The organism is Nitrospirillum pindoramense, assembly GCF_007827955.1.
Lineage (GTDB): Bacteria > Pseudomonadota > Alphaproteobacteria > Azospirillales > Azospirillaceae > Nitrospirillum > Nitrospirillum amazonense_B.
Window position 1 is genome coordinate 73,023 of record NZ_VITR01000008.1, and the last position, 19,488, is coordinate 92,510.

The following is a 19,488-nucleotide window of genomic DNA, read 5'->3' on the forward strand; positions in this document are numbered from 1 at the left end:
AGGGGGAGGCGGTATAGATGCGCTATGAGGTACGGGCGCTGTCGCCCGACCATCTCGTGTCCCAAGTCACCCTGGATGCCCAGGATGAGGCGGACGCGCGCCGCCAGGTGGCGCTGCGCGGGCTGTTCCCGGCGGAGGTGAGGCCGGCCGCCAGCCTGCGCGGGCGGGGCGCCACGTCCCGGCATTGGTCGCTGGTGCTGTTCAGCCAGGAACTTCTGGCCCTGCTGACCGCCGGCCTGTCCATCGTGGAGGGGCTGGAGGCGCTGCTGGAGAAGGAGGCCAACGAGGGCGTGCGCGGCATTCTGCAGCGCCTGCTGGCCGGCCTGCGCGATGGCAAGCGCTTTTCCGCGGCGCTGGCGGAGCAGCCCTATCACTTCCCACCGCTGTACATCGGCATCGTCAAGGCGGCGGAGGGAACCAGCGACCTGCCGCGGTCGCTGGGGCGCTATCTGGACTATCGCCTACGGGTGGACGGGGTGCGCGGCAAGGTGGTCAGCGCCGCGATCTATCCCTGCATCCTGGCCCTGGTGGGCGGGGCCGTCTCCTTCTTCCTGGTGGGGTACGTCGTCCCCAGCTTCGCCCAGATTTACCAGGGCACGGGCCGTTCCCTGCCGTTCATGTCGCGGGTGCTGATGGACTGGGGGCGCTTCGCCCACGGCCACGCGCTGCCCTTGGCGGTGGGCGCGGTCGCCATCCTGGCGGCATTGGTGGCCGCCGTGCGGGGAACGGTGCGGCGGGGCGGGGTGGGCCGGCTTCTGTCGTTAATTCCGGGCATGCGCGGCCGGGTGCACATCTATGAGCTGTCACGTCTGTACCTGACCTTGGGGATGCTGCTGGAGGGGGGCATCACCGTCGTGGCCGCGATGGATGCCATCCTGGGCATGATGTCGCCGGAAATGGCGGCCCGTCTGCGCCGGGCCAGCGAGGCTGTGCAGGCGGGCACCCCCCTGTCCGATGCCTTCGACGGCAATGGCCTCACCACCCCCATCTCGCTGCGCATGCTGCGCGTCGGCGAACGGTCGGGCGAGCTGGGGGCCATGCTGACCCGGTCGGCGGAATTCTACGATGGCGAAATCGGGCGCTGGATCGACCGCTTCACCCGAGTTTTCGAACCGCTGCTGATGGCCGGCATCGGCATCATCGTCGGCGCCATCGTCGTCCTGCTCTACATGCCCATCTTCGATCTGGCGGACAGTCTGCAATGATCCATCCCGAGGCCATTTCCGATACCCTGACGGAGGACGCGGCGTTGCTGCGCCGGGCGCGTGCCGCCGCCCGTGGCGGCCGGGGCATCCTGGGCGAGTTCGACGCCCTGGCGGGTGGCGACCCGCGCCAGCGCCTGGCCCGGCTGGGCCGCCTGTTGTCCTTGCCCGTGCTGGGGACCGCGGACATGCTGGCCATGGGCGACGCCCTGGACCTGCTGCCGTTGTCGCGCGCCATGCAGCGGCACACAGCCCTCTTGCGGCCCCCAGCGGAGGCGGGCGGCCCACCGTTGCTGGGGGTGGTTTCCGACCCCTTCGATGCCGATCTGCTGACCTGGCTGGAAACCTTGACGGCCGGGCAGGGCGGCCTGGGCGTGGCCCTGGCGTTACGGTCCGATGTCCAGGCCTACCTGTCCAAATTGGAGGAAACCGCCCGGGCCATGGACAACGTGGTCCAGGCGGACGACACGAACCGGCGCGACGGGCGCACCGCCGCCACCCTGTCCTTCGCGTCCGTCAGCGAGGCCGCCAGCCCGGCGGTGAAACTGGTCAATTCCACCCTTTACGACGCGTTGAAGGCTGGTGCCTCTGACATCCACCTGGAAAGCACGGCGGGCGGCCTGGCCATCAAGTACCGCATCGACGGCGTGCTGGACCGTGGCACCTCGGTCAGCGGCACGGAAACGGCGGAGCAGGTGATCAGCCGCCTGAAGGTGCTGGCGGAACTGGACATCGCCGAACGGCGCATACCGCAGGACGGCAGTTTCCGGGTGGAGGCGGCGGGGCGCGAGATCGACCTGCGCGTTTCCATCATGCCCAGCATCCATGGCGAGGACGCCGTCATCCGCATCCTGGACAAGCGCGCCATGATGGCGGCCTACGGCGCGCTCAGCCTGGAAACCCTGGGCTTCGACGCCGCGTCGCTGGCGACCCTGCGCGGCCTGGCGGAAGAGCCCCACGGCATGCTGCTGGTCACCGGGCCCACCGGTTCGGGCAAGACCACCACGCTGTACGCGGCCCTGACCGAGATCCACAACGGCCGGGACAAGATCATCACCATCGAGGACCCGGTTGAATATCAACTGCCCGGGATCCTTCAGATTCCGGTGAACGAGCGCAAGGGACTGACCTTCGCCAAAGGGCTGCGCAGCATCCTGCGGCATGACCCGGACAAGATCATGGTGGGCGAGATCCGCGACCGTGAAACGGCGGAAATCGCTGTGCAGTCGGCCCTGACCGGCCATCTGGTGCTGACCACGGTGCACGCCAACAACGTCTTCGACGTGTTCGGGCGTTTCACCCACATGGGCATCGACCCCTATGCCTTCGTTTCGGCCCTGAACGGCATCTGGGCCCAGCGTCTGATCCGGGTGAACTGCCCGCATTGCGCCACGGATTACCTGGCGGATGAGGCGGAGTTGCTGCGCCTGGGCCTGCCGCTTGAGGGGATCGCCGGCCACACTTTCCGCCGGGGCGCCGGTTGCGGCGATTGCCGGGGGACCGGATACAAGGGCCGCCGTGCCATCGCCGAAATCCTGACCCTGACGGATGAGTTGCGCGAGATGGTGGTCGAGAAAAGTCCCATCCGTCAGATCAAGGAGGCGGCGCACCGCAACGGCACGCGCAGCCTGCGCGAGGCGGCGCTGGTCCTGGCGCGCGCGGGTGAGACCACCCTGGCGGAGGTCAAACGGGTGACCCAGCATGCCTAGTTCCATCCGCCGGCCTTCCCATCGGCTGTACGGCCCCGTGTCCACCCTGCTGGGCGGGCGGCTGCATCTACACCTGTCGCGCGAGGGTGTGCGGTTGGACCACCGGCCCGGTGCCTGGGCGGCGGATCGGTGCCTGGCGGATCTGCCGCTGGTAGCCACTGCCCCAGAGGCTGATTGGACCGCCGCACTGGGGTCCGCCGCGCTGGGGGCCGCCCTGGCGGGTAAGCGTCATTCCGGCCTGCCCCTGCTGGTCACCCTGGGCGACGACCAGGTACGTCTGTTCATGGTGCCGCCGCCCCGCAACGCCCAGGGCATGCGCGATATCCGCGCCGCCGCCGCCATGCGCTTTCAAATGCTTTACGGTGACGATCCTGGCGCCTGGCGCCTGGCCTGCGGCGGCGCGGTGGACCGCCCCTTCCTGGCGTGCGCCATGCCGGCGGCGTTGTATGACACGCTGGAGGTCTTCGCCGGCAGCCACGGCTTGCGCCTGGCCAGTGTGGCGCCGCGTTTCGCATTGGCCTGGAACGCGGTGCGCCGCCGGCTGGACGGTGCCTGGCTGGGCGTGGTCCAGGGGCGGGGAGCCCATAACGGCGGGATCATCACCCTGGGCTGTGTCGATGGCCATCCCCCCGACCTCGCGGCCGTGCATCGCCTGGCCCTGCCGGCCGGCCCGGTCGATGCCGCATGGCTGCGCGGCCAAGTGCTGACGGTGGCGTTGCGCCATGGCTTGGCCGACCCCGGCGCCGTGGCGCTGTACGATGACGGTGCCCGGCGGGGACCTTCGTTGTCCGCCGTGATCGCCGCCGACGGGCCCGGCCCTGGGAATGGCGGTCCCCTGATCCGCTGGATTGAGCCGGGGGGATGGCCAGCCGCCGGGCGCGTCCTGTCCCATCTGTTCGGGACGGGGGCCCTGGCGGGATGAGACGGCAGACCCTTGATTTCACCCCGCCGTCCTATGCCCGGCTGATGGCGCTGACCCCGTTGGCCTACAAGGCGCTGGCCATGGCGGGCCTGGTCCTGGGCCTGGTGGCGGCCGTCGTCGCGCGGGGGCGGCTGGAACGCCTGGCCGATCTGGATGAGGCCGTGGCGGGGGCGGAGCACGCGCTGGCGGCGCGTCGTGCGCCGCGCGCGCCGGTGGAGGAGATGCCGGTACCCGAGGCGCAGGCCGCCGCCGTCAACGCCGCCATCCGTCAATTGAACCTGCCCTGGCGGGATCTGCTGGACGCGGTGGAGGCGGGGACGCCCCCATCCTTGTCCCTGCTGGCGCTGGAGCCGGATGCCAAGCGCGGCACCCTGCGCATCGAAGGGGCGGGGGCGGATGACGCGGCCATGCTGGCCTACGTCACCCAATTGAAGAAACAGCCTTTCCTGGCCGGCGCCTATCTCGTGAAGCACAGCACCGACCAGACGGCCGAGAGCCGGCAACCCCTGCATTTCCAGATCGAGGCCGGCTGGCCGCAGGCGGAGATGCCGAAAGGGGGCACGCCATGAGGGCGCCAATCCTGTCGCCGGCCACCCTGCTGCTGCACGGACGTTTAGCGCTGGGCCGTGCCGGCTGGTCCACGATCATCGCCTGGGCGCTGTTACTGGGCGGGACCTGCGCGTGTGTGGGCGGCCTGCCGTATCTGCGGGTCATGGTGGCGCAGCGCCAGGCCGACCTGGACCTGGCGGCGACGCGGGTCGCCCGGGCCGCGCATGCCCCGGCACCGCCCGCTCCACCGCCGCCCCTGGCGCAGCGCAATCTTCAGGCGTTCTATGACGCGCTGGGCGATGTGCGCTATGCGGAGCAGGACCTCGCAGTCCTGTTCGATGAGGCCGCGCGCCAGGGCCTGACCCTCGTGCAGGGCGACTACAAGCTGGCCTATGACAAGGCCGGGCTGTTCTACACCTATGTCCTGCAGCTGCCCGTCACCGGCCGCTATGCCGCCATTCGTGATTTCAGCCGCCAGATGCTGGTGTCCGTGCCCTACCTGGCGCTGGATGAAATCAGCATCAAGCGTCAGGCGGTGGGCGATGCGTCGGTGGAGGCGCGGTTGCGCCTCACCCTCTACCTGGATGGGCCGGCGGATTACCTGGCCGCCCCATCGGGGGTGGCCTCCCCGGACAAGGGGCACGCGCCATGAAGGCCCGGCACGTCCTTATGATCGGGGGCCTCGCGGTATCCGCCGGCTTGGCGGTTTTCGGCGACCGCACGCCCAGCGGCGCCGGCGGCGCGGTGGTGGAGGCGGTGACACGGCCGGCGACCACGGGCCCAACGGTCGCCACCCCCGCCGCCAAGCGCAAGCGCACACCCGCCATCCTGGCGCTGATACCGCGAGAGGCGCTGATCGGCCATGACGGTGAGGCGGCGGTGTCGCATCTGTTCGAGGAGCCCACCGCCGGCCGGCCGGCGGCCACGGTGGCGGAAGGGGCAGGGGCGTCGGCAGGCCCGCCCCCCCTGCCGTTCACCTATCTGGGGCGGAAATTCGAGAACGCGGCGTGGGAGGTCTACCTGGCCATCGGCGACCAGACCTACTTCGTGCGCGAGGGCAGCGTCATTGAGCAGAAGTACGTGGTGAACGCCATCAAGCCGCCTGTCCTCACCTTCACTTACTTACCCTTGAAGCAAATGCAGACCATGACGATCGGTGGGGAAAATTGATGGGCGCCGGGAAGAGGGCGGGCATGGAAAAGCGGGCGCGGGGCGGCCTGCGGACGGCGGCGGCCTGGCTGATGCTACCCGTCATGGCGCTGACAGGCTGCGCTGGCCAGGATGCCTACAAGGATGGCGTGGCCCTGGTGCAGGAAGGCAAGGTTGAGGAGGGCATGGCCAAATTCCAGGAGGCCGCCCGGCAGGACCCCCGCGACGTCCTGTACCGGTCGGCCTATCTGCAGACGCGTGAACGGGCGCTGACCACCACGGTGGAGCGGGCGGACAGGCTGGTGGCCCAGGGCTCTTTCGACGATGCGCGCGCCCTGTACCGCCACGCCCTGGCGCTGAACCCGACCTCGGAGCGGGCGCAGGATGGTCTGTCGGCGCTGGAGGCGCGGGTGCGGCAATCCACCTGGCTGAACGAGGCCGAAAGCCTGCTGGCCCGTGGGCAGGTGGACGCGGCCAACCACACCCTTGCGCGCGTGTTGACGGAGGCGCCGGCCGATCCGCGCGCCCAGGCGCTGAAGCGCACCATTGACGCGAAGCTGAGCGCGTCGGCGCCCGAGGCGCGGCTGGCCCAGGTCTATCGCAAGCCGATCACCATCGAATTCAAGGACGTGACCCTGAAGCAGGTCTTCGAGGTGATATCCCACACCTCGGGGCTCAATTTCCTGTTCGACAAGGACGTCAAGGTGGACCAGCGCACGTCCATCTTCCTGAAGAACAGCACCATCGAGGGCGCGGTGCGGATGGTGCTGATGACCAATCAGCTGGAACAGCAGGTGATGGACGGCAACACCGTGCTGATCTACCCGAACACGCCGGCCAAGCAGAAGGATTACCAGGAACTCAGCGTCCGCACCTTCTACCTGGCCAACGCCGAGGCGAAGACCATCGCCAACACGCTGAAGACCATCATCAAGGTCCGTGACATCGCGGTGGACGAGAAGCTGAACCTGGTCATCGTCCGCGACACGCCGGACGCCATCCGCATGGCGGAAAAGCTGGTGGCGGTGGAGGACGTGGCCGATCCCGAAGTCATGCTGGACGTGGAGGTGCTGGAGATCCAGCGCAGCAAGCTGCAGGACCTGGGCATCCAGTGGCCGGCCAGCGCGTCATTCCAGCCGTCGCCCTTGGGCGCCACGGTCGCAACCGGCGGCGGGTCCACGTCCACCTCCTCCACCTCGTCCACCAGCACGGCGGGGTCTGCGGTTTCTCTCTACGACCTGTCGCACCAGACCACCCGCAACATCGGCGTCACTGTCGGCAGCGCCACGGCCAACGCCAACCTTCAGGACTCCAATACCAAGCTGCTGACCAATCCCCGCATCCGCGTCCGCAACCATGAGAAGGCGAAAATCCTGATCGGACAGCGGCTGCCCAATATCACCTCCACCGCGACATCGACGGGCTTCCTGTCACAATCGGTGAACTATATCGACGTCGGCCTGACCTTGAACGTGGAGCCGACGATCTATCTGGACGACAACGTCGGCATCAAGCTGACGCTGGAGGTCAGCAGCATCATCAGCCAGGTGACGACCCAGACCGGCACCAGCGCCTATGAGATCGGCACCCGCACGGCCAGCACGTCCCTGCGCCTGAAGAACGGGGAAACCGATGTGCTGGCGGGCCTGATCGACAGCCAGGAACGTACCTCGGGCAACAAGGTGCCCGGCCTAGGCGACATGCCGGTGTTGGGCCGGCTGTTCGGCGCCACCACCGACGACGATCAGAAGACAGAGATCGTGCTGTCGATCACGCCCCACCTGGTGCGCAACATCCAACGGCCCGACGCTAGTGAGGCCTTGTTCAATTCCGGCACAGAAACCAGCATGCACGCGGGCGGCGGGGCCAGCGGTGGGGCCGTGTCAGCGGGCACGGCCTCGGCCGTCGTGCCGGCACCGGCCGCCGCCAGCTCCGCCAAGGCGGCGACGCCCCAGGGGACGCAATCGGGGGCGCAATCGGGGGCACCGGCCGGCCTGGGCTTGCCCGGAAGCATGCCGTCCACCGACACCGGCGTCTCCTCGGGCACGTCCTCCGCCGGCGCGCTGCCGGTGGAGGAGGGGGCGGTGGGCGCCGTCTCGGGAAGCGGCACGGTGCAACTGCAATGGCAGGGCAACAGCCCGGTGGCCGTGGGCGGTACCGTCACCCTGAGCCTGCTGGCGCAGGCGACCCAGCCGGTGACCGGCCTGCCGGTGACCTTGGGGTATGACGCCACCAAGCTGCAGGTCACCAATATCACCGAGGGCGCGTTCCTGAAGCAGGGCGGTGCCACCACCAGCTTTTCCACCCGGCTGCCCGGCAACGGGCAGCTGACCATCGCCGACAGCGTCACATCCGGCGCCGGCGCCACGGCCCAGGGCGTGCTGGCGACGGTCACGTTCAAGGCCCTGGCCGCCACCCCCTCCACCGCTGTTGAGCTGGTGTCCTCCACGCCGGCGGGGGTGGATGGGGTGCCCCTCACCCTGTTGCCGCCCAACCCATTCACCCTGCGGATCACCGGCCCATGACCGGGCGCCAGGCGGGGTTCACGTTGATCGAACTGCTGGTGACGCTGGCCATCGTCGGCCTGCTGGCCACCATAGTCCTGCCCGTGGCGCAGGTGGCCAGCCAGCGGGAACGGGAGGCGGAGCTGCGCCGGGCTCTGCACGACATCCGCCAGGCCATCGACGCCTATCACCAGGCCAGTGACGACGGCCGCATCCCGAAAGAGGCCGGCACCACCGGATACCCCGCCGATCTGGATATCCTGGTGGAGGGGGTTCCGGATCAGCGGGATCCCGACCACCACAAGATCTTTTTCCTGCGGCGCCTGCCGCGCAATCCCCTGGCGGCCGATCCGGACCTGGCGGACGCCGCCACCTGGGCCAAGCGCAGCTATGCCAGCGAGGCCGACGCCCCCCAGGAAGGCGATGACGTCTACGACGTCTATGCCCCCCAGGCGCGGCTGGGCCTAAACGGCATTCCCTATAATAGATGGTGATGGCCATGGTCCCGACGATGACGAGGCCGCCCGCCGGGCGGCGCGCGGGTTTCACGCTGGTGGAGCTGTTGGTGGTCCTGGCCATCGTCGGGCTGCTGCTAAGCCTGGCGCTGCCCCGCTATTACCAGTCCATCGACACGGCGAAGGAAAAGGTTCTGGCCGAGAACCTGCGGGTGACGCGCGACGCCATCGACAAGTTCTACGGCGACCTGGGCCGCTATCCCGACACCCTTGAGGAACTGGTGGACAAGCGTTACCTGCGCGCCTTGCCGTTCGACCCGGTGGCGGGAAGCGACCGCGCATGGGTGATCATTCCGCCGGAGGAGCAATACGGCGGAAACGTCTACGATCTGAAAAGCGGCGCGCCCGGCACCGGTCATGACGGCCGGGCGTTCGGGGATATGTGAGCCGTGCGCGCTTTCCCCAACGGCGCCGGTGCGCGGCCGAACGCCCAAGCCGGCTTCACCTATCTGGCCCTGCTCATTCTCCTCGCCCTGGTCGGCCTGGTGGCGTCGGCCAGCCTGCAGGCGGGGTCGCTGATGCGGCGGCGCCAGGCGGAGGAGGCTCTGCTGGACGTCGGCACCGAATTCCGCCTGGCCTTGCGCAGTTACGCCGACGCCACGCCGGCCGGGTTGTCCCGGGCGCCCCATACCCTGGAAGAGCTGCTGCGCGACCCCCGTTATCCCGGTGTCCGGCGCCACCTGCGCCGTCTTGAGGCCGATCCGCTGACCGGGCAGGCGACCTGGGGTTTGGTCAGGACGCCCGATGGCGCGGGCATTCTTGGCATTTACAGCCTGGCGCCGGGGCACCCCATCAAGCGGGCCGATTTCCCCGCGGCGTATCAGGACTTCAACGATAAGGACCGTTATGCCGACTGGGTCTTCGTCCAGGCGCCCCCCGCCACGGCGTTGACCCGCGCCGGCGCGCGGATACCTGCCGGTCCCAAATGATCCCTTCCGTTCCGCTTTTTCATGAGGATGACGTCATGCTTCGCCGTTTCGTGAGTGCGGCATTCGATCTTGCGCGATCAACCCCCGTTTCCGCCGTCATCGCCGCGGGGATGGGGTTGTTGCTGGCCGGATGTGGCGCGACGCCTTCCACCTGCGCCGGCGGCTTCTGCCCCTTGCCCGCCGCCGCCGATTCCGCAGAGGCCGTGCGCCAGGGTGATCTGGGCCGGGGGATACGGGATTACCTGTTGGCCCATCCCGAGGTGCTTCTGGAAGCGCAGCAGGCCCTGGCCGCCAAGCAGGCCGCCGACCGCCAGGCGCAAGCCAGGGCGCTGGTCGCGCGGAACCATGATGCCCTGGTGGCCGATCCGGAGGATCCGGAGATGGGCAATCCCCGCGGCGACGTCACCATCGTGGAGTTCTTCGATGACGAATGTCCCTACTGCAAGATGATGGCCCCCACGCTGGAGGCGCTGATCCGAACGGATCCCGGCGTTCGCGTGGTGCTGAAGGACATCGCCATCCTGGGGCCGGGGTCGGAGGTCGCAGCCCGTTACGCCTTGGCCGCCAAGCGCCAGGGCAAATACGCGGCCTTTCACGCGGCGCTCATGGCGGACAAGACGCCGGAGCACCAGTTGACGGAGGCGCATCTGCTGGAAATCGCCGCGCGGCTGAATCTGGACACGGCCCGCCTGGCGCGGGATATCCAGGCACCGGAGATCATGGGGCGGGCCGGCCGCAACCGTGCCTTGGCCCAGGCGATAGGGGTGACCGCCACGCCCGGCCTGGTGATCGGAGACAGCGTCCAGACCGGTGCCCTGACGCCGGACGCCCTGGCCAAGGCGGTCGCCGCCGCCCGCGCCCGCAAGGCGCAAGCCCCCTGAGGGGACTTGCAGCCGCCCTTACAGGCGGGCGCTCAGCTGCAATCCAAAGGTCCGGGGCGGGGCGAGATTGCTCAGCGCGCGGGAACCGTCCAGGTTGCCGGTGATGGAAATGTTGGTGAAGACCTGCCGGTTCGTGATGTTGTCGATGAAGGCCGCGACCTGGAAGGGACTATCGTCCGGCACGAAGGTCACCCGCGCCTTCAGCCACCAGAAGGCTGATTGCAGGGCGCGCGGGGTCCTTGAAGGCGGAGAAATAGGATATATAGTTTATACAAATATGACGTGCGGGATCATATTCATATATCAATAGGGCATCCATTAGAAAGACATCGGCGCGCTTTCCCGAGAGACGCGTGCCACCTGACCGGCTCAGGCGCTTCAGGCTGGTTCCGCTGCCGCTTCAACGTCGGCGATGGGCAGGGTAAACTCGAAGATGGCACCTCCTTGCGGCGCGTTGCGCGCGGTGAGCGCGCCACCCAAGGCTTCAATGGCCGACTGGCAGATCTGTAGCCCCATGCCCATGCCCCCGACTTTGGTGGTGAAGAAGGGCTTGAATATTTTCGACAGCGCTTCAGCGGTGATGCCGGGGCCCGTATCGGCCACCGATACCCGGACGAATCCCATATCCATGGCTTGAGCCGTCACCGTGACGCTTCGTGCCCGCGGCGGGGTGTCGGCCATGGCATCCAGGCTGTTCATGATTAGGTTCACCAGCACCTGCTGCAGTTCAACGCGATCGGCGACCACCGGCGGCAGGTCGGGCGGGCAGGTGATGACCATCAGCGTTTCATGAACGATCAGGTCACGTTCCAGCAGGCTGCGGGTTTCAGATAAGAGTTTGGCCAAATTCAGCGGCGCGATCTCCCGCGTGCCTTTGACCAGTTGGTCCCGCGTCCGCCGCACGATGTCGGCCAGACGCTGACCATTGATTTGCATCCGCTGCAGGACCCGCAGCGCCGCGTCGGTATCGGGCGGCGTGGCTTGCAGCCGGCGCACACCCGTTCCGGCATCGGTCAGGATGGCGGCGATCGGCTGGTTCAGTTCATGCGCCAGCGAGGTGGACAGGGCATCCACCGTGGCGATGCGGTTGGATCTGGCGAGTTCCGCTTGGGCCGCCAGACGCATGGCCTCGATCCGTTCCCGTTCCGTCAAGTCGACATGACTGGACATCTGCACGGTTTCGCTCACCAGTCGCACGCGGTACAGCACCGGGATGCGCCGGTCGTCCTTGCCGATCAGCACCGTGCTGCCCGCGATGTTCCTCCAGCCATTGAACGCGGCTTCCAACTGGTGGGTCAGCACCTGCAGCGCGTTTTCGGCATTCTGTCGCGGCGGCTTAGCGGCCAGTTCCGCCCTGTCCTCATATCCCAGCAACTGTGCCAGGGCGTCGTTCACCTCGACCGTCCTGATGGCATTGACGCAGCGCTCCAGGAATTCCGGGTGCGCGGCGACATAGGCGCGGAAATCGGTGATGCCCTGGGCCTTCAGTCCGTCCAGCAAGGTCTTGGCTTCGCCGATGTCCTGTTCGCAGAAGCTGATGGTGCTGACCTCGAACAGGCGACGGTATCGGGCATCGCTGAGCGCCAAGTCGCGGGCGTGGGTGTCCAGCCGTTGTTCCAGCGTGGTATTGCACCGGCGGAGATTGTCCAACTCCCGGCCGCTTTCCGTCAGCGCCGCGCGGGTGACGTTCAGTTTCCGCCGGCTGACCAACAGTGCGGCGCCGACGGTGGCCAGCAGGATCAACATTGAGAGGACAGTCAACTCCCCGGTCAGATCGCTCATTTGGGTGTGCCGACTATCCCGTTTCTCAAAGCAAAACCGCCGTTGACCTTGATCAGCGCGCCTCGGATGAAGCCCTGGGACCGGACGTTTGGCAAGCGCATCCCGCCCGCGCGGGCGATATGTGTACCGTTTCGTGCAAATCCTGCCAGCCAGGACAAGCCCCCGGACCTGACCGGGCGGAAAGTGCGGCCGGCCCACGAGGCCACCTCCTACCGATCCGGAGCCAACGACATGTCCGACGCCACCAGCCGCAAGCCGAACCCGCTGTATGCCGACCCGGAAAACCCGGTGCTTCCCGCCACCCCGGTGGCCCTGGACCTGCGCCGGGCGGCCCTCGTCGTCACCGATCCGCAAATCGACTTCCTGAGCCCGCACGGTGCCGCCTGGGGCGCCTTTGGCGAGAATATCACCGAGATCGGCACCGTGCCCAACCTGGGCCGGCTGATGGCCGCCGCCAAGGCGGTGGACCTGCCCGTCGTGATTTCCCCCCATTATTATTACCCGCATGATCACCAGTGGGACTTCGCGGCACCGGGCGAAGCGCTGATGCACAAGATGCGCATGTTCGATCGGCGCGACCCCCTGTCATTGGAGGGCTTCGCCGGGTCCGGTGCCGACTGGATGCCGGAATACAAATCCCTGATCGAGGATGGGCGGACCATCGTCTGTTCCCCGCACAAGATCGCGGGGCCGCAGACCAACGACGTGTTGTTCCAGTTGCGCAAGCATCGGGTGGACCAGGTCATCCTGGCCGGCATGGCCGCGAACTTCTGCGTGGAATCCCATTTGCGGGACTTCGTGGAGCATGGCTTCGAGGTCGTGGTGGTGCGGGACGCGACGGCCGCCAGCAAGATACCGGAAGGCGATGGCTATCTGGCGGCCTTGACCAACTTCCGGTGGTTGGCCAGCGGCTTGTGGACCACGGAAGAGACCATCGCCCGCCTGAACGCGGCCCAAGCGGCGGTGTGACCCGGCGTGCGGATGTCCGCCGATTTCTCATGTCGGCGGACATCCGTAGCCAATACCGGGAGTGATGGGGCCGGCTTCGGATGCGGCCGCCTTATTCGGGTCCCTTACGGCCCAACACGAGCCCCGGCGCCAGAAAGCCGAAGCTCCCGAAGCGCCAGATTTGATCCCCGATGCTGCGCGAGACCACGGTTGCGACACCGGCTTCGCGCGCCCACCGCGCGTAATCGGACAAATGGCGGATATCGCTGATCACCAGACGGCCGTCGGGCGCGAGAACGCGGGCGATTTCGCGGATCGCGCGGGCGCGGTCGGCAGCCTCATAGAGGTTGTGGATGGCCGCTGATGAGAGCGCGACATCGAAGCTGTTGTCCGGGAAGGGGATCTCCCGCATGTCGGCGCTGCGGCACTCGACGCGGCCGGAAACGCCTTCGCGCGCGGCATTCGCGATGACCGCGCCGGGGCCATTGCCGGAAAGATCCTCCACCTGCCAGATATCGATACCGACCACATGGCCCCGCGGCACGCGGCGGGCCGCCGCGACGGTGAACAAGCCGCGCCCGCAGCCGATATCGATCACCCGCTCGTCACCGCGCCAGTCGATGCGGTCGAGGATGATCTCACGTTCCCGAATCTTGCCGCGGGCGCTCGACCAGATCATGGCGATCGCGCCGGCGCCCATCGACAAGGTGGGCCAGATGAGGCCATTGACGTGGATCGGCAGAATCCCGACGAGGTCCAGCATGAAAAGCGCCCCGCAGAAAAACGAGCCTAGCAATAAATTGCGGACCACAGGCGGCGCGTCGAGACCATAGGGAAAGAGTCGATCCATGCCTTCCTCTGCCGTTGTCTGCGACTAACTCGAATTGGCAATTCCTCCACACCATAGCGCAATCGCCGCGATTTCTGACTTGAGTTGTCGCAGATTTATCAACGTTGGCCATGCTAGAAGTGCATGATGTCGAATAGTCAAACAACTATTTCCATAATTAAGGTTATCGGTTTTCGTATGTAGGCGCAAAGTAGAACTGTCAGTCTCCCGCATTGTCGTGGGCGGTACCGCTATGTGGCGGTGCCAATGCGGGTGGAGGGAGAGTGCCCTTGGTTCGTCGACAGTCTGATCCTCTCGTCCCCGCCAGCGCCCATCGCGGGTCCATGGTGATCGCGGCGCTTTCCACGGTGGTGGAATGGTATGACTTCACCCTGTATCTCTACTTCGCGCCGGTCCTGGCCCGCCTTTTTTTCGGCGACCGGCCGGCATCGCTGATCACCGCCCTGGCAGGGTTCGCCATCGCTTACCTGCTGCGCCCGCTGGGCGCGGTGGTTTTTGGACACGTCGGGGACCGCATCGGGCGCCGCCCCATGATGCTGCTGTCCATGGCGCTGATGAGCGTCGCCATGTTGGCCACCGCCTTGTTGCCGACCTTTGACAGCATCGGCATCGCGGCGGGAGGGCTGCTGTTGCTGCTGCGCTGCGTCATGAGTTTCTCTGTCGGCGGGGAATATACTGGTGTGGTGGCCTATTTGATGGAGGGGGCCGATCCACGGCGGCGGGGGTTGGTCACATCCTGCGCGTCGGCGGCCAGCGAGGTCGGCGGGCTGTTGGCTGTGGGTGTTTCCGCCTTGACCGTCCACGCGCTGTCCTCAGCGGCATTGACGTCCTGGGGCTGGCGCATCCCTTTCCTCATCGGCGCGGCCTTGGCCGGATTTGTTTGGGTCGCCCGGTCCACCATGCGGGAATCCCCGGACTTCGAGCGCCAACAGGCGTCGGGTGCCGTGCCGGCCCGGCCGTTGCGCCATGCCCTGGCGCATCACCGGGCGGGGATTTTCCGCTCTTTCGCGATTTCGGCGCTGGGCTCCATCACTTATTATGTCGGCATCACCTATGTGCCCGCCTTCCTGACCTCAGCGGGATCGTTGAGTGAAGGCGCGGCGCTCTGGCTGTCCACTGTCGCGGCCGGGGTGGTGATCGCGGTCACGCCTCTGGTCGGGACCTTGTCGGACCGTGTGGGCCGCAAGCCCGTCCTGATCGGCCTGGCCCTCGCCAGCGCCCTGTTGCCCCTACCCCTGTTCTGGCTGATGTCGGGCAACTCCACCGCCCAGGCCTTATGCGGGGCGGTGTTGCTGGCGGCGGTCGCGGGGGGTGTCAGCGCGGTCGGCGCGGTGGCGACGGCGGAGCAGTTTCCGGGCGAAGGTCGGCTGACGGGCCTGGCGCTGGGGGCCACCGGGGCCACCGCCCTTTTTGGCGGACTGACCCCGTTCCTGGCCCAGGCCCTGCTGACCGCCACCGGGTGGGCGCTGGTGCCCGGCACCATGATCGCCCTGGTGGCACTCCTGGTGCTGCCGGTCATCGTACGCGCGCCCGAGACGAGGCCCCGCTGATCCTGAGCAGCAAGAGCTTAGGGCTCAAAAGGGGCACATACCTTTGAGCCTTAAGCCGCAGGGGGCCGCCTCAGCGACGTCAGGCGTCGGCCAGATCCTCGATGACTTGGCCGGAGCCCAGTTCCGCACCCGTGATGGGGTCGCTCTCCGGATTGGACATGGTGCGCGCCATCAGGGCCTCGGCGGCCTGCTGCTGCGCTTCGGTCAAGGTGACTGAGGGCAATCCGGCGCCGCCGTCCAAGGGAAGGCTGCCCGCCACGTCGTCCAGCCGTTGCCACCTGCCGCCCGCGTTCCACGGACCCTCGGCGTCCCCCTCGCCTTGCGAGGTGTTGACGTAAAGGTCGGCGAATTCCGGCTTGCCGGGCAGCTTGCCGGGCGGGAAGTTCGGTTCGATGGCGTACAGCGCCTTCTCGAATGATTTCTGGTGCGCGATCTCGCGGGTCATCAGGAAGGTCAGGGCGTCCTTGATGCCGGGGTCGTCGGTGATGTTGATCAGTCGCTCATAGACGATCTTGGCCCGGCTCTCCGCCGCGATGTTGGAGCGCAGGTCACAGGTGGGGTCGCCGATGCTGTCGATGTAAGCCGCCGTCCAGGGAACGCCGGAGGAGTTGGTCAACGACGGGCCGCCGCCATACAACAGCGATTGCGTATGGCTGTCACCGCCTTGGTTCAGGGCGGAATAGAGATCCGCCTCCGCCAAGTTGGCCTCGGCCAGGTCGCCCTTGATGCCTTTGTTGAGCATGGCGACGATGCTGCCGATGATTTCCAGGTGGCTCAGTTCCTCGGTCGCGATATCGAACAGCATGTCCTTGCGGCCCGGGTCGGTTTCGCCCAGCGCCTGGGTGAAATAGCGCATGGCCGCGGCCAGTTCGCCCTGCGGCCCGCCGAACTGTTCCAGCATGAAGCTGGCCAGGACGGGGTTGGGCTCCGACACGCGGACCGTGTATTGCAGGCGCTTGTTATGCATGAACATCGTTGTCCTCCTGATAGTGCCGCCAAATGAACGTCCTGTCGCTCTCGCAGATCTAAAGGCCGTGTGTCTGGATTTGTTCCGGTTATTTAAGTCGTTGTGGAGCTGAAGCTTCGCTTGATTTGCCTCCTGGCGCTCTAGTTTCAGATGAAATTTAACAATTCACGCTCATGATTGGCTTTTAGGGAACCGTGGTCGGCGCGGCGGCTTGTTTGCGCGCGGCCCCCGACACGGTTTTCATCGGTGGCGGGCGCTACCCCACAAGCAAGGAGCACTGGCCATGGCCACGAACGAGGAACATCTGGTTGATTGGCTGCGCGATGCCCACGCCATGGAGCAGCAGGCGGAAACGATGATGACCGCCCTGTGTGAGCGCATTGAGAACTACCCGCCCGTGCGGGGCAGGTTGCAGCAGCACATCGCCGAAACCCACACCCAGGCCCAGCGCCTGGAACGGTGCCTTGAGCGCATCGGGGGCGACACTTCGGCCATCAAGGACCTCGCCGGCCGGGCCACCGCCTTTGGCCAGGGGCTGAGCGGCATGTTCGTGGATGACGAGATCGTCAAGGGCGCCTTGGCCAGCTACGCCTTCGAGAATATGGAGATCGCCTCCTACACCATCCTCATCGCCGCCGCCGAGGCGGTGGGCGATGCCGAAACCCGCGATTTGTGTGAACAGAGCCTTCAGGAGGAAATGGCCATGGCGGCCTGGCTGGTGGAGCACCTGCCTGCCCTGACCAAGAAGTTCCTGGCGCGCGACGAGGTGCTGGAGGAAGGCGGGAAGCGGTAACGCTGCGGCATGACCGACCCCAGGGCGGCGGCCACGCGGTGACGAAGGCACCGATCGTGACATGGCCGCCGCCAGCCGGCATTGGCCCTTTTGGAATAGGCATGCAGGGATAAAGCAAATTGCCGGCTTTTATTTTATATGCGGTATACTAGATACATCTTTATGGACCGAACAGTTAAATCAAAGCCTCTTTTTAATCAAAGGCTATGGGCCATCCCGCGCCCGCAAATGGGTGCCACGAAACCCCTGCCCTTCGCCCGAACCATGACGGGCTATGAGGATGAGCAGGATGGGGCATATGTTTTCGCACTGTGAGGACGTCGGTGAGTACTCAAGATCCGGTTCACGGAGACCTGGTTGGCGCTGAACAGCGCTTCCAGCTTCTCGTGGATGGCATTAGCGACTATGCCATCTACATGCTGGACCCGAATGGCTTCGTGAGCAGTTGGAACGCCCGCGCGGGGCGGTTCAAAGGCTATGAAACGAACGAGATCCTGGGCCAGCACGTCTCCCTCTTCTACACCGAGGACGACCGCAAGGCCGGCGTTCCCGAGCGGGCATTGGCCATCGCCGGGGCTGACGGCCGGTTCGAGGCGGAGGGATGGCGTGTCCGCAAGGACGGCACCCGCTTCTGGGCCAGCGTGGTGATTGAAGCGGTCCGGGACGCCGCCGGGGTTCTGGTGGGGTTCGCCAAGATCACGCGGGACATCTCGGAACGGCGCCTGGCGCAGCAGGCGCTGCATGACAGTGAGCAGCGGTTCCGCCTGCTGGTCCAAGGGGTCACCGACTATGCCATCTACATGCTGGATCCCACCGGGCATGTGACCAATTGGAACACCGGCGCGCAACGCATCAAGGGCTACAGCCGCGAGGAAATCATCGGCGAACACTTTTCGCGCTTTTATACCGAGGAGGATCGCGCCGACAACCTGCCGGGCCGCGCGCTGGCCATCGCCGAGGCGGAGGGCCGCTTTGAGCGTGAGGGGTGGCGCGTGCGCAAGGACGGGTCCCGCTTCTGGGCCCATGTCATCATCGACCCCATTCGCGACCCGGCGGGCAAGCTGATCGGGTTCGCCAAGATCACCCGCGACATCACGGAGCGCCGGGAATGGGAGGAACGCCTGCGCCATTCCCAGAAAATGGAGGCCATCGGCCAACTGACCGGCGGCTTGGCCCATGACTTCAACAACCTGCTTCAGGCCATATCCGGCTGCCTGGAAATGCTGGCCCGCAACCCGGTGGACCCGGCACGCCGGCATCGTCTGCTGGAAGGGGGACTGCAGGCGGTGGATCGCGGCCGGACCCTGATCCATCAGCTCATGACCTTTTCCCGCCAGCGACCCATGGACCTGGAGGCGGTCGATCTGCGCGACGTCCTGCCTGGCTGCCTTGGCCTGATCCGGCAGGTGGTGCGTGGCGATATCGAGGTGAAGGCGACGCTGCCCGCCGATCTGTGGCCGGTGGAGACAGACCCGGTGCAGTTGGAGGTCGCGCTGCTGAACCTGGCAGCCAACGCCAGGGACGCCATGCCGAACGGCGGCACCTTGACCTTGGGTGCCCGCAATGTTCCGGATGCGGGTCGTCGGGGGGATATGGTGGAAATAGAGGTGGGCGATACGGGCATGGGCATGGCGCCCGATGTGGCCAGCCGCGCCTTCGATCCCTTTTTCACGACGAAGCCCTTGGGCAAGGGCACGGGCCTGGGCCTCTCTCAGGTCTACGGTTTTGCCCGCCAGTCCGGGGGAGAGGCCCGGCTGAGCAGCCGTCCAGGCAGGGGCACCACGGTATCGTTGTCGCTGCCCCGCACCGCCCGGGTGCCACAGCGGCTTTTTGGGGCCGCGCGAACCGAACCGCAAGGCGGCAGCGCGCGCATCCTGATGGCGGAGGACGATGCCGTCCTAGGGCCGGTCATCACCACCGCGCTGGAGGAACTGGGCTATTGCGTGACCCATGTCGGCAGCGGTCAGGAGGCACTGGACCTGATGGACCGCGGTGGCGCCTACGACCTGGTGTTCAGCGACATCGTGATGCCGGGTGCGGTGAATGGCTTGAACCTGGCCCGTGAAATCCGTCGGCGGCATCCAGACATGCCGGTTATCCTGTCCACCGGCTACAGCGAGGAACCCGCGGTGCAGCAGGGCTTTCCCGTACTCGCCAAGCCCTACCGCATCGAAGATCTTACCCGCGCCATCAAGGAGGCGCTGGGGCACCCCGCCCAGCCCTGATCGTCGTCGCCTG

General features: G+C 66.7%; 19 protein-coding genes. 15 read left to right on the plus strand and 4 right to left on the minus strand.

All coding sequences use genetic code 11. The features are described 5' to 3' along the window. Positions 1-17: 17 nt before the first annotated feature. From FBZ90_RS14765 to FBZ90_RS14815, 11 genes are read left to right on the plus strand one after another with little or no spacing between them, the layout of a single operon-like run. On the plus strand, positions 18-1,205 hold the full coding sequence (locus tag FBZ90_RS14765) for a type II secretion system F family protein (RefSeq protein WP_145733327.1): 1,188 nt from the start codon (positions 18-20) through the stop codon (positions 1,203-1,205). Beyond that, positions 1,202-2,911, plus strand: coding sequence for a GspE/PulE family protein (locus tag FBZ90_RS14770; RefSeq protein ID WP_145733329.1), 1,710 nt, complete (start codon positions 1,202-1,204; stop codon positions 2,909-2,911). Before FBZ90_RS14765 ends, FBZ90_RS14770 begins: the two co-directional genes overlap by 4 nt. After that, positions 2,904-3,833: a hypothetical protein gene (locus FBZ90_RS14775; protein WP_145733331.1), complete on the plus strand. Its 930-nt coding sequence runs from the start codon at positions 2,904-2,906 to the stop codon at positions 3,831-3,833. The genes FBZ90_RS14770 and FBZ90_RS14775 overlap by 8 nt, the downstream gene beginning before the upstream one ends. Next, complete coding sequence (locus FBZ90_RS14780) at positions 3,830-4,402, plus strand: PilN domain-containing protein (RefSeq protein ID WP_145733333.1); 573 nt, start codon at positions 3,830-3,832, stop codon at positions 4,400-4,402. Before FBZ90_RS14775 ends, FBZ90_RS14780 begins: the two co-directional genes overlap by 4 nt. After that, complete coding sequence (locus FBZ90_RS14785; protein WP_145733335.1) at positions 4,399-5,034, plus strand: hypothetical protein; 636 nt, start codon at positions 4,399-4,401, stop codon at positions 5,032-5,034. The genes FBZ90_RS14780 and FBZ90_RS14785 overlap by 4 nt, the downstream gene beginning before the upstream one ends. After that, positions 5,031-5,552 (plus strand): hypothetical protein, encoded by a 522-nt coding sequence (locus FBZ90_RS14790; RefSeq protein WP_145733336.1) that lies wholly within the window; start codon positions 5,031-5,033, stop codon positions 5,550-5,552. Before FBZ90_RS14785 ends, FBZ90_RS14790 begins: the two co-directional genes overlap by 4 nt. Positions 5,553-5,575: 23 nt before the next feature. Beyond that, positions 5,576-8,056 (plus strand): cohesin domain-containing protein, encoded by a 2,481-nt coding sequence (locus FBZ90_RS14795; RefSeq protein WP_211102051.1) that lies wholly within the window; start codon positions 5,576-5,578, stop codon positions 8,054-8,056. Continuing rightward, positions 8,053-8,529, plus strand: a complete 477-nt coding sequence (locus tag FBZ90_RS14800; RefSeq protein WP_145733338.1) for a type II secretion system protein — start codon at positions 8,053-8,055, stop codon at positions 8,527-8,529. Before FBZ90_RS14795 ends, FBZ90_RS14800 begins: the two co-directional genes overlap by 4 nt. 17 nt (positions 8,530-8,546) lie before the next feature. Continuing rightward, positions 8,547-8,936, plus strand: coding sequence for a type II secretion system protein (locus FBZ90_RS14805; protein ID WP_145733340.1), 390 nt, complete (start codon positions 8,547-8,549; stop codon positions 8,934-8,936). Positions 8,937-8,939: 3 nt separating this feature from the next. Next, positions 8,940-9,479 carry a type II secretion system protein gene (locus tag FBZ90_RS14810; RefSeq protein ID WP_186455814.1) on the plus strand — a complete coding sequence of 180 codons (540 nt, stop codon included), beginning with the start codon at positions 8,940-8,942 and terminating at the stop codon, positions 9,477-9,479. A gap of 35 nt (positions 9,480-9,514) precedes the next feature. Continuing rightward, complete coding sequence (locus FBZ90_RS14815; RefSeq protein ID WP_186455815.1) at positions 9,515-10,360, plus strand: DsbA family protein; 846 nt, start codon at positions 9,515-9,517, stop codon at positions 10,358-10,360. A gap of 18 nt (positions 10,361-10,378) precedes the next feature. Here FBZ90_RS14815 and FBZ90_RS27845 read toward each other — a convergent pair whose 3' ends face one another. Both FBZ90_RS27845 and FBZ90_RS14820 read right to left on the minus strand, forming a co-directional pair. Continuing rightward, entirely contained in the window at positions 10,379-10,552 is a 174-nt protein-coding gene (locus tag FBZ90_RS27845; protein WP_186455816.1) for a hypothetical protein, read from the minus strand. 186 nt (positions 10,553-10,738) lie between these two features. Beyond that, complete coding sequence (locus FBZ90_RS14820) at positions 10,739-12,142, minus strand: sensor histidine kinase (RefSeq protein ID WP_145733345.1); 1,404 nt, start codon at positions 12,140-12,142, stop codon at positions 10,739-10,741. A gap of 231 nt (positions 12,143-12,373) precedes the next feature. On the opposite strand from FBZ90_RS14820, the gene FBZ90_RS14825 reads away from it, so the two are divergent. Continuing rightward, positions 12,374-13,111: a cysteine hydrolase family protein gene (locus FBZ90_RS14825; RefSeq protein ID WP_145733347.1), complete on the plus strand. Its 738-nt coding sequence runs from the start codon at positions 12,374-12,376 to the stop codon at positions 13,109-13,111. Between the two features lie 91 nt (positions 13,112-13,202). Here the strand turns inward: FBZ90_RS14825 and FBZ90_RS14830 are convergent, their stop codons facing one another. Continuing rightward, a complete protein-coding gene (locus FBZ90_RS14830) occupies positions 13,203-13,940 on the minus strand; it encodes a class I SAM-dependent methyltransferase (protein WP_145733349.1) in 738 nt (245 codons plus the stop codon). A gap of 269 nt (positions 13,941-14,209) precedes the next feature. Here FBZ90_RS14830 and FBZ90_RS14835 point away from each other — a divergent pair, with 269 nt between their 5' ends. Continuing rightward, positions 14,210-15,490, plus strand: a complete 1,281-nt coding sequence (locus FBZ90_RS14835) for an MFS transporter (protein ID WP_246130423.1) — start codon at positions 14,210-14,212, stop codon at positions 15,488-15,490. A 79-nt stretch (positions 15,491-15,569) separates the two neighbouring features. On the opposite strand, the gene FBZ90_RS14840 is transcribed toward FBZ90_RS14835, so the two are convergent. Beyond that, entirely contained in the window at positions 15,570-16,463 is an 894-nt protein-coding gene (locus FBZ90_RS14840; protein ID WP_145733351.1) for a manganese catalase family protein, read from the minus strand. A 277-nt stretch (positions 16,464-16,740) separates the two neighbouring features. Here FBZ90_RS14840 and FBZ90_RS14845 point away from each other — a divergent pair, with 277 nt between their 5' ends. Further along, positions 16,741-17,250, plus strand: coding sequence for a ferritin-like domain-containing protein (locus tag FBZ90_RS14845; protein WP_145733353.1), 510 nt, complete (start codon positions 16,741-16,743; stop codon positions 17,248-17,250). 323 nt (positions 17,251-17,573) lie between these two features. After that, on the plus strand, positions 17,574-19,475 hold the full coding sequence (locus tag FBZ90_RS14850) for a hybrid sensor histidine kinase/response regulator (RefSeq protein WP_246130424.1): 1,902 nt from the start codon (positions 17,574-17,576) through the stop codon (positions 19,473-19,475). Positions 19,476-19,488 lie beyond the last annotated feature (13 nt).

Coding starts and splice junctions, on each gene's coding strand:
- FBZ90_RS14765 (WP_145733327.1), top strand. CDS start 18: ATGCGCTATGAGGTACGGGCGCTGTCGCCCGACCATCTCGTGTCCCAA.
- FBZ90_RS14770 (WP_145733329.1), top strand. CDS start 1,202: ATGATCCATCCCGAGGCCATTTCCGATACCCTGACGGAGGACGCGGCG.
- FBZ90_RS14775 (WP_145733331.1), top strand. CDS start 2,904: ATGCCTAGTTCCATCCGCCGGCCTTCCCATCGGCTGTACGGCCCCGTG.
- FBZ90_RS14780 (WP_145733333.1), top strand. CDS start 3,830: ATGAGACGGCAGACCCTTGATTTCACCCCGCCGTCCTATGCCCGGCTG.
- FBZ90_RS14785 (WP_145733335.1), top strand. CDS start 4,399: ATGAGGGCGCCAATCCTGTCGCCGGCCACCCTGCTGCTGCACGGACGT.
- FBZ90_RS14790 (WP_145733336.1), top strand. CDS start 5,031: ATGAAGGCCCGGCACGTCCTTATGATCGGGGGCCTCGCGGTATCCGCC.
- FBZ90_RS14795 (WP_211102051.1), top strand. CDS start 5,576: ATGGAAAAGCGGGCGCGGGGCGGCCTGCGGACGGCGGCGGCCTGGCTG.
- FBZ90_RS14800 (WP_145733338.1), top strand. CDS start 8,053: ATGACCGGGCGCCAGGCGGGGTTCACGTTGATCGAACTGCTGGTGACG.
- FBZ90_RS14805 (WP_145733340.1), top strand. CDS start 8,547: ATGACGAGGCCGCCCGCCGGGCGGCGCGCGGGTTTCACGCTGGTGGAG.
- FBZ90_RS14815 (WP_186455815.1), top strand. CDS start 9,515: ATGCTTCGCCGTTTCGTGAGTGCGGCATTCGATCTTGCGCGATCAACC.
- FBZ90_RS14820 (WP_145733345.1), bottom strand. CDS start 12,142: ATGAGCGATCTGACCGGGGAGTTGACTGTCCTCTCAATGTTGATCCTG.
- FBZ90_RS14825 (WP_145733347.1), top strand. CDS start 12,374: ATGTCCGACGCCACCAGCCGCAAGCCGAACCCGCTGTATGCCGACCCG.
- FBZ90_RS14830 (WP_145733349.1), bottom strand. CDS start 13,940: ATGGATCGACTCTTTCCCTATGGTCTCGACGCGCCGCCTGTGGTCCGC.
- FBZ90_RS14840 (WP_145733351.1), bottom strand. CDS start 16,463: ATGTTCATGCATAACAAGCGCCTGCAATACACGGTCCGCGTGTCGGAG.
- FBZ90_RS14845 (WP_145733353.1), top strand. CDS start 16,741: ATGGCCACGAACGAGGAACATCTGGTTGATTGGCTGCGCGATGCCCAC.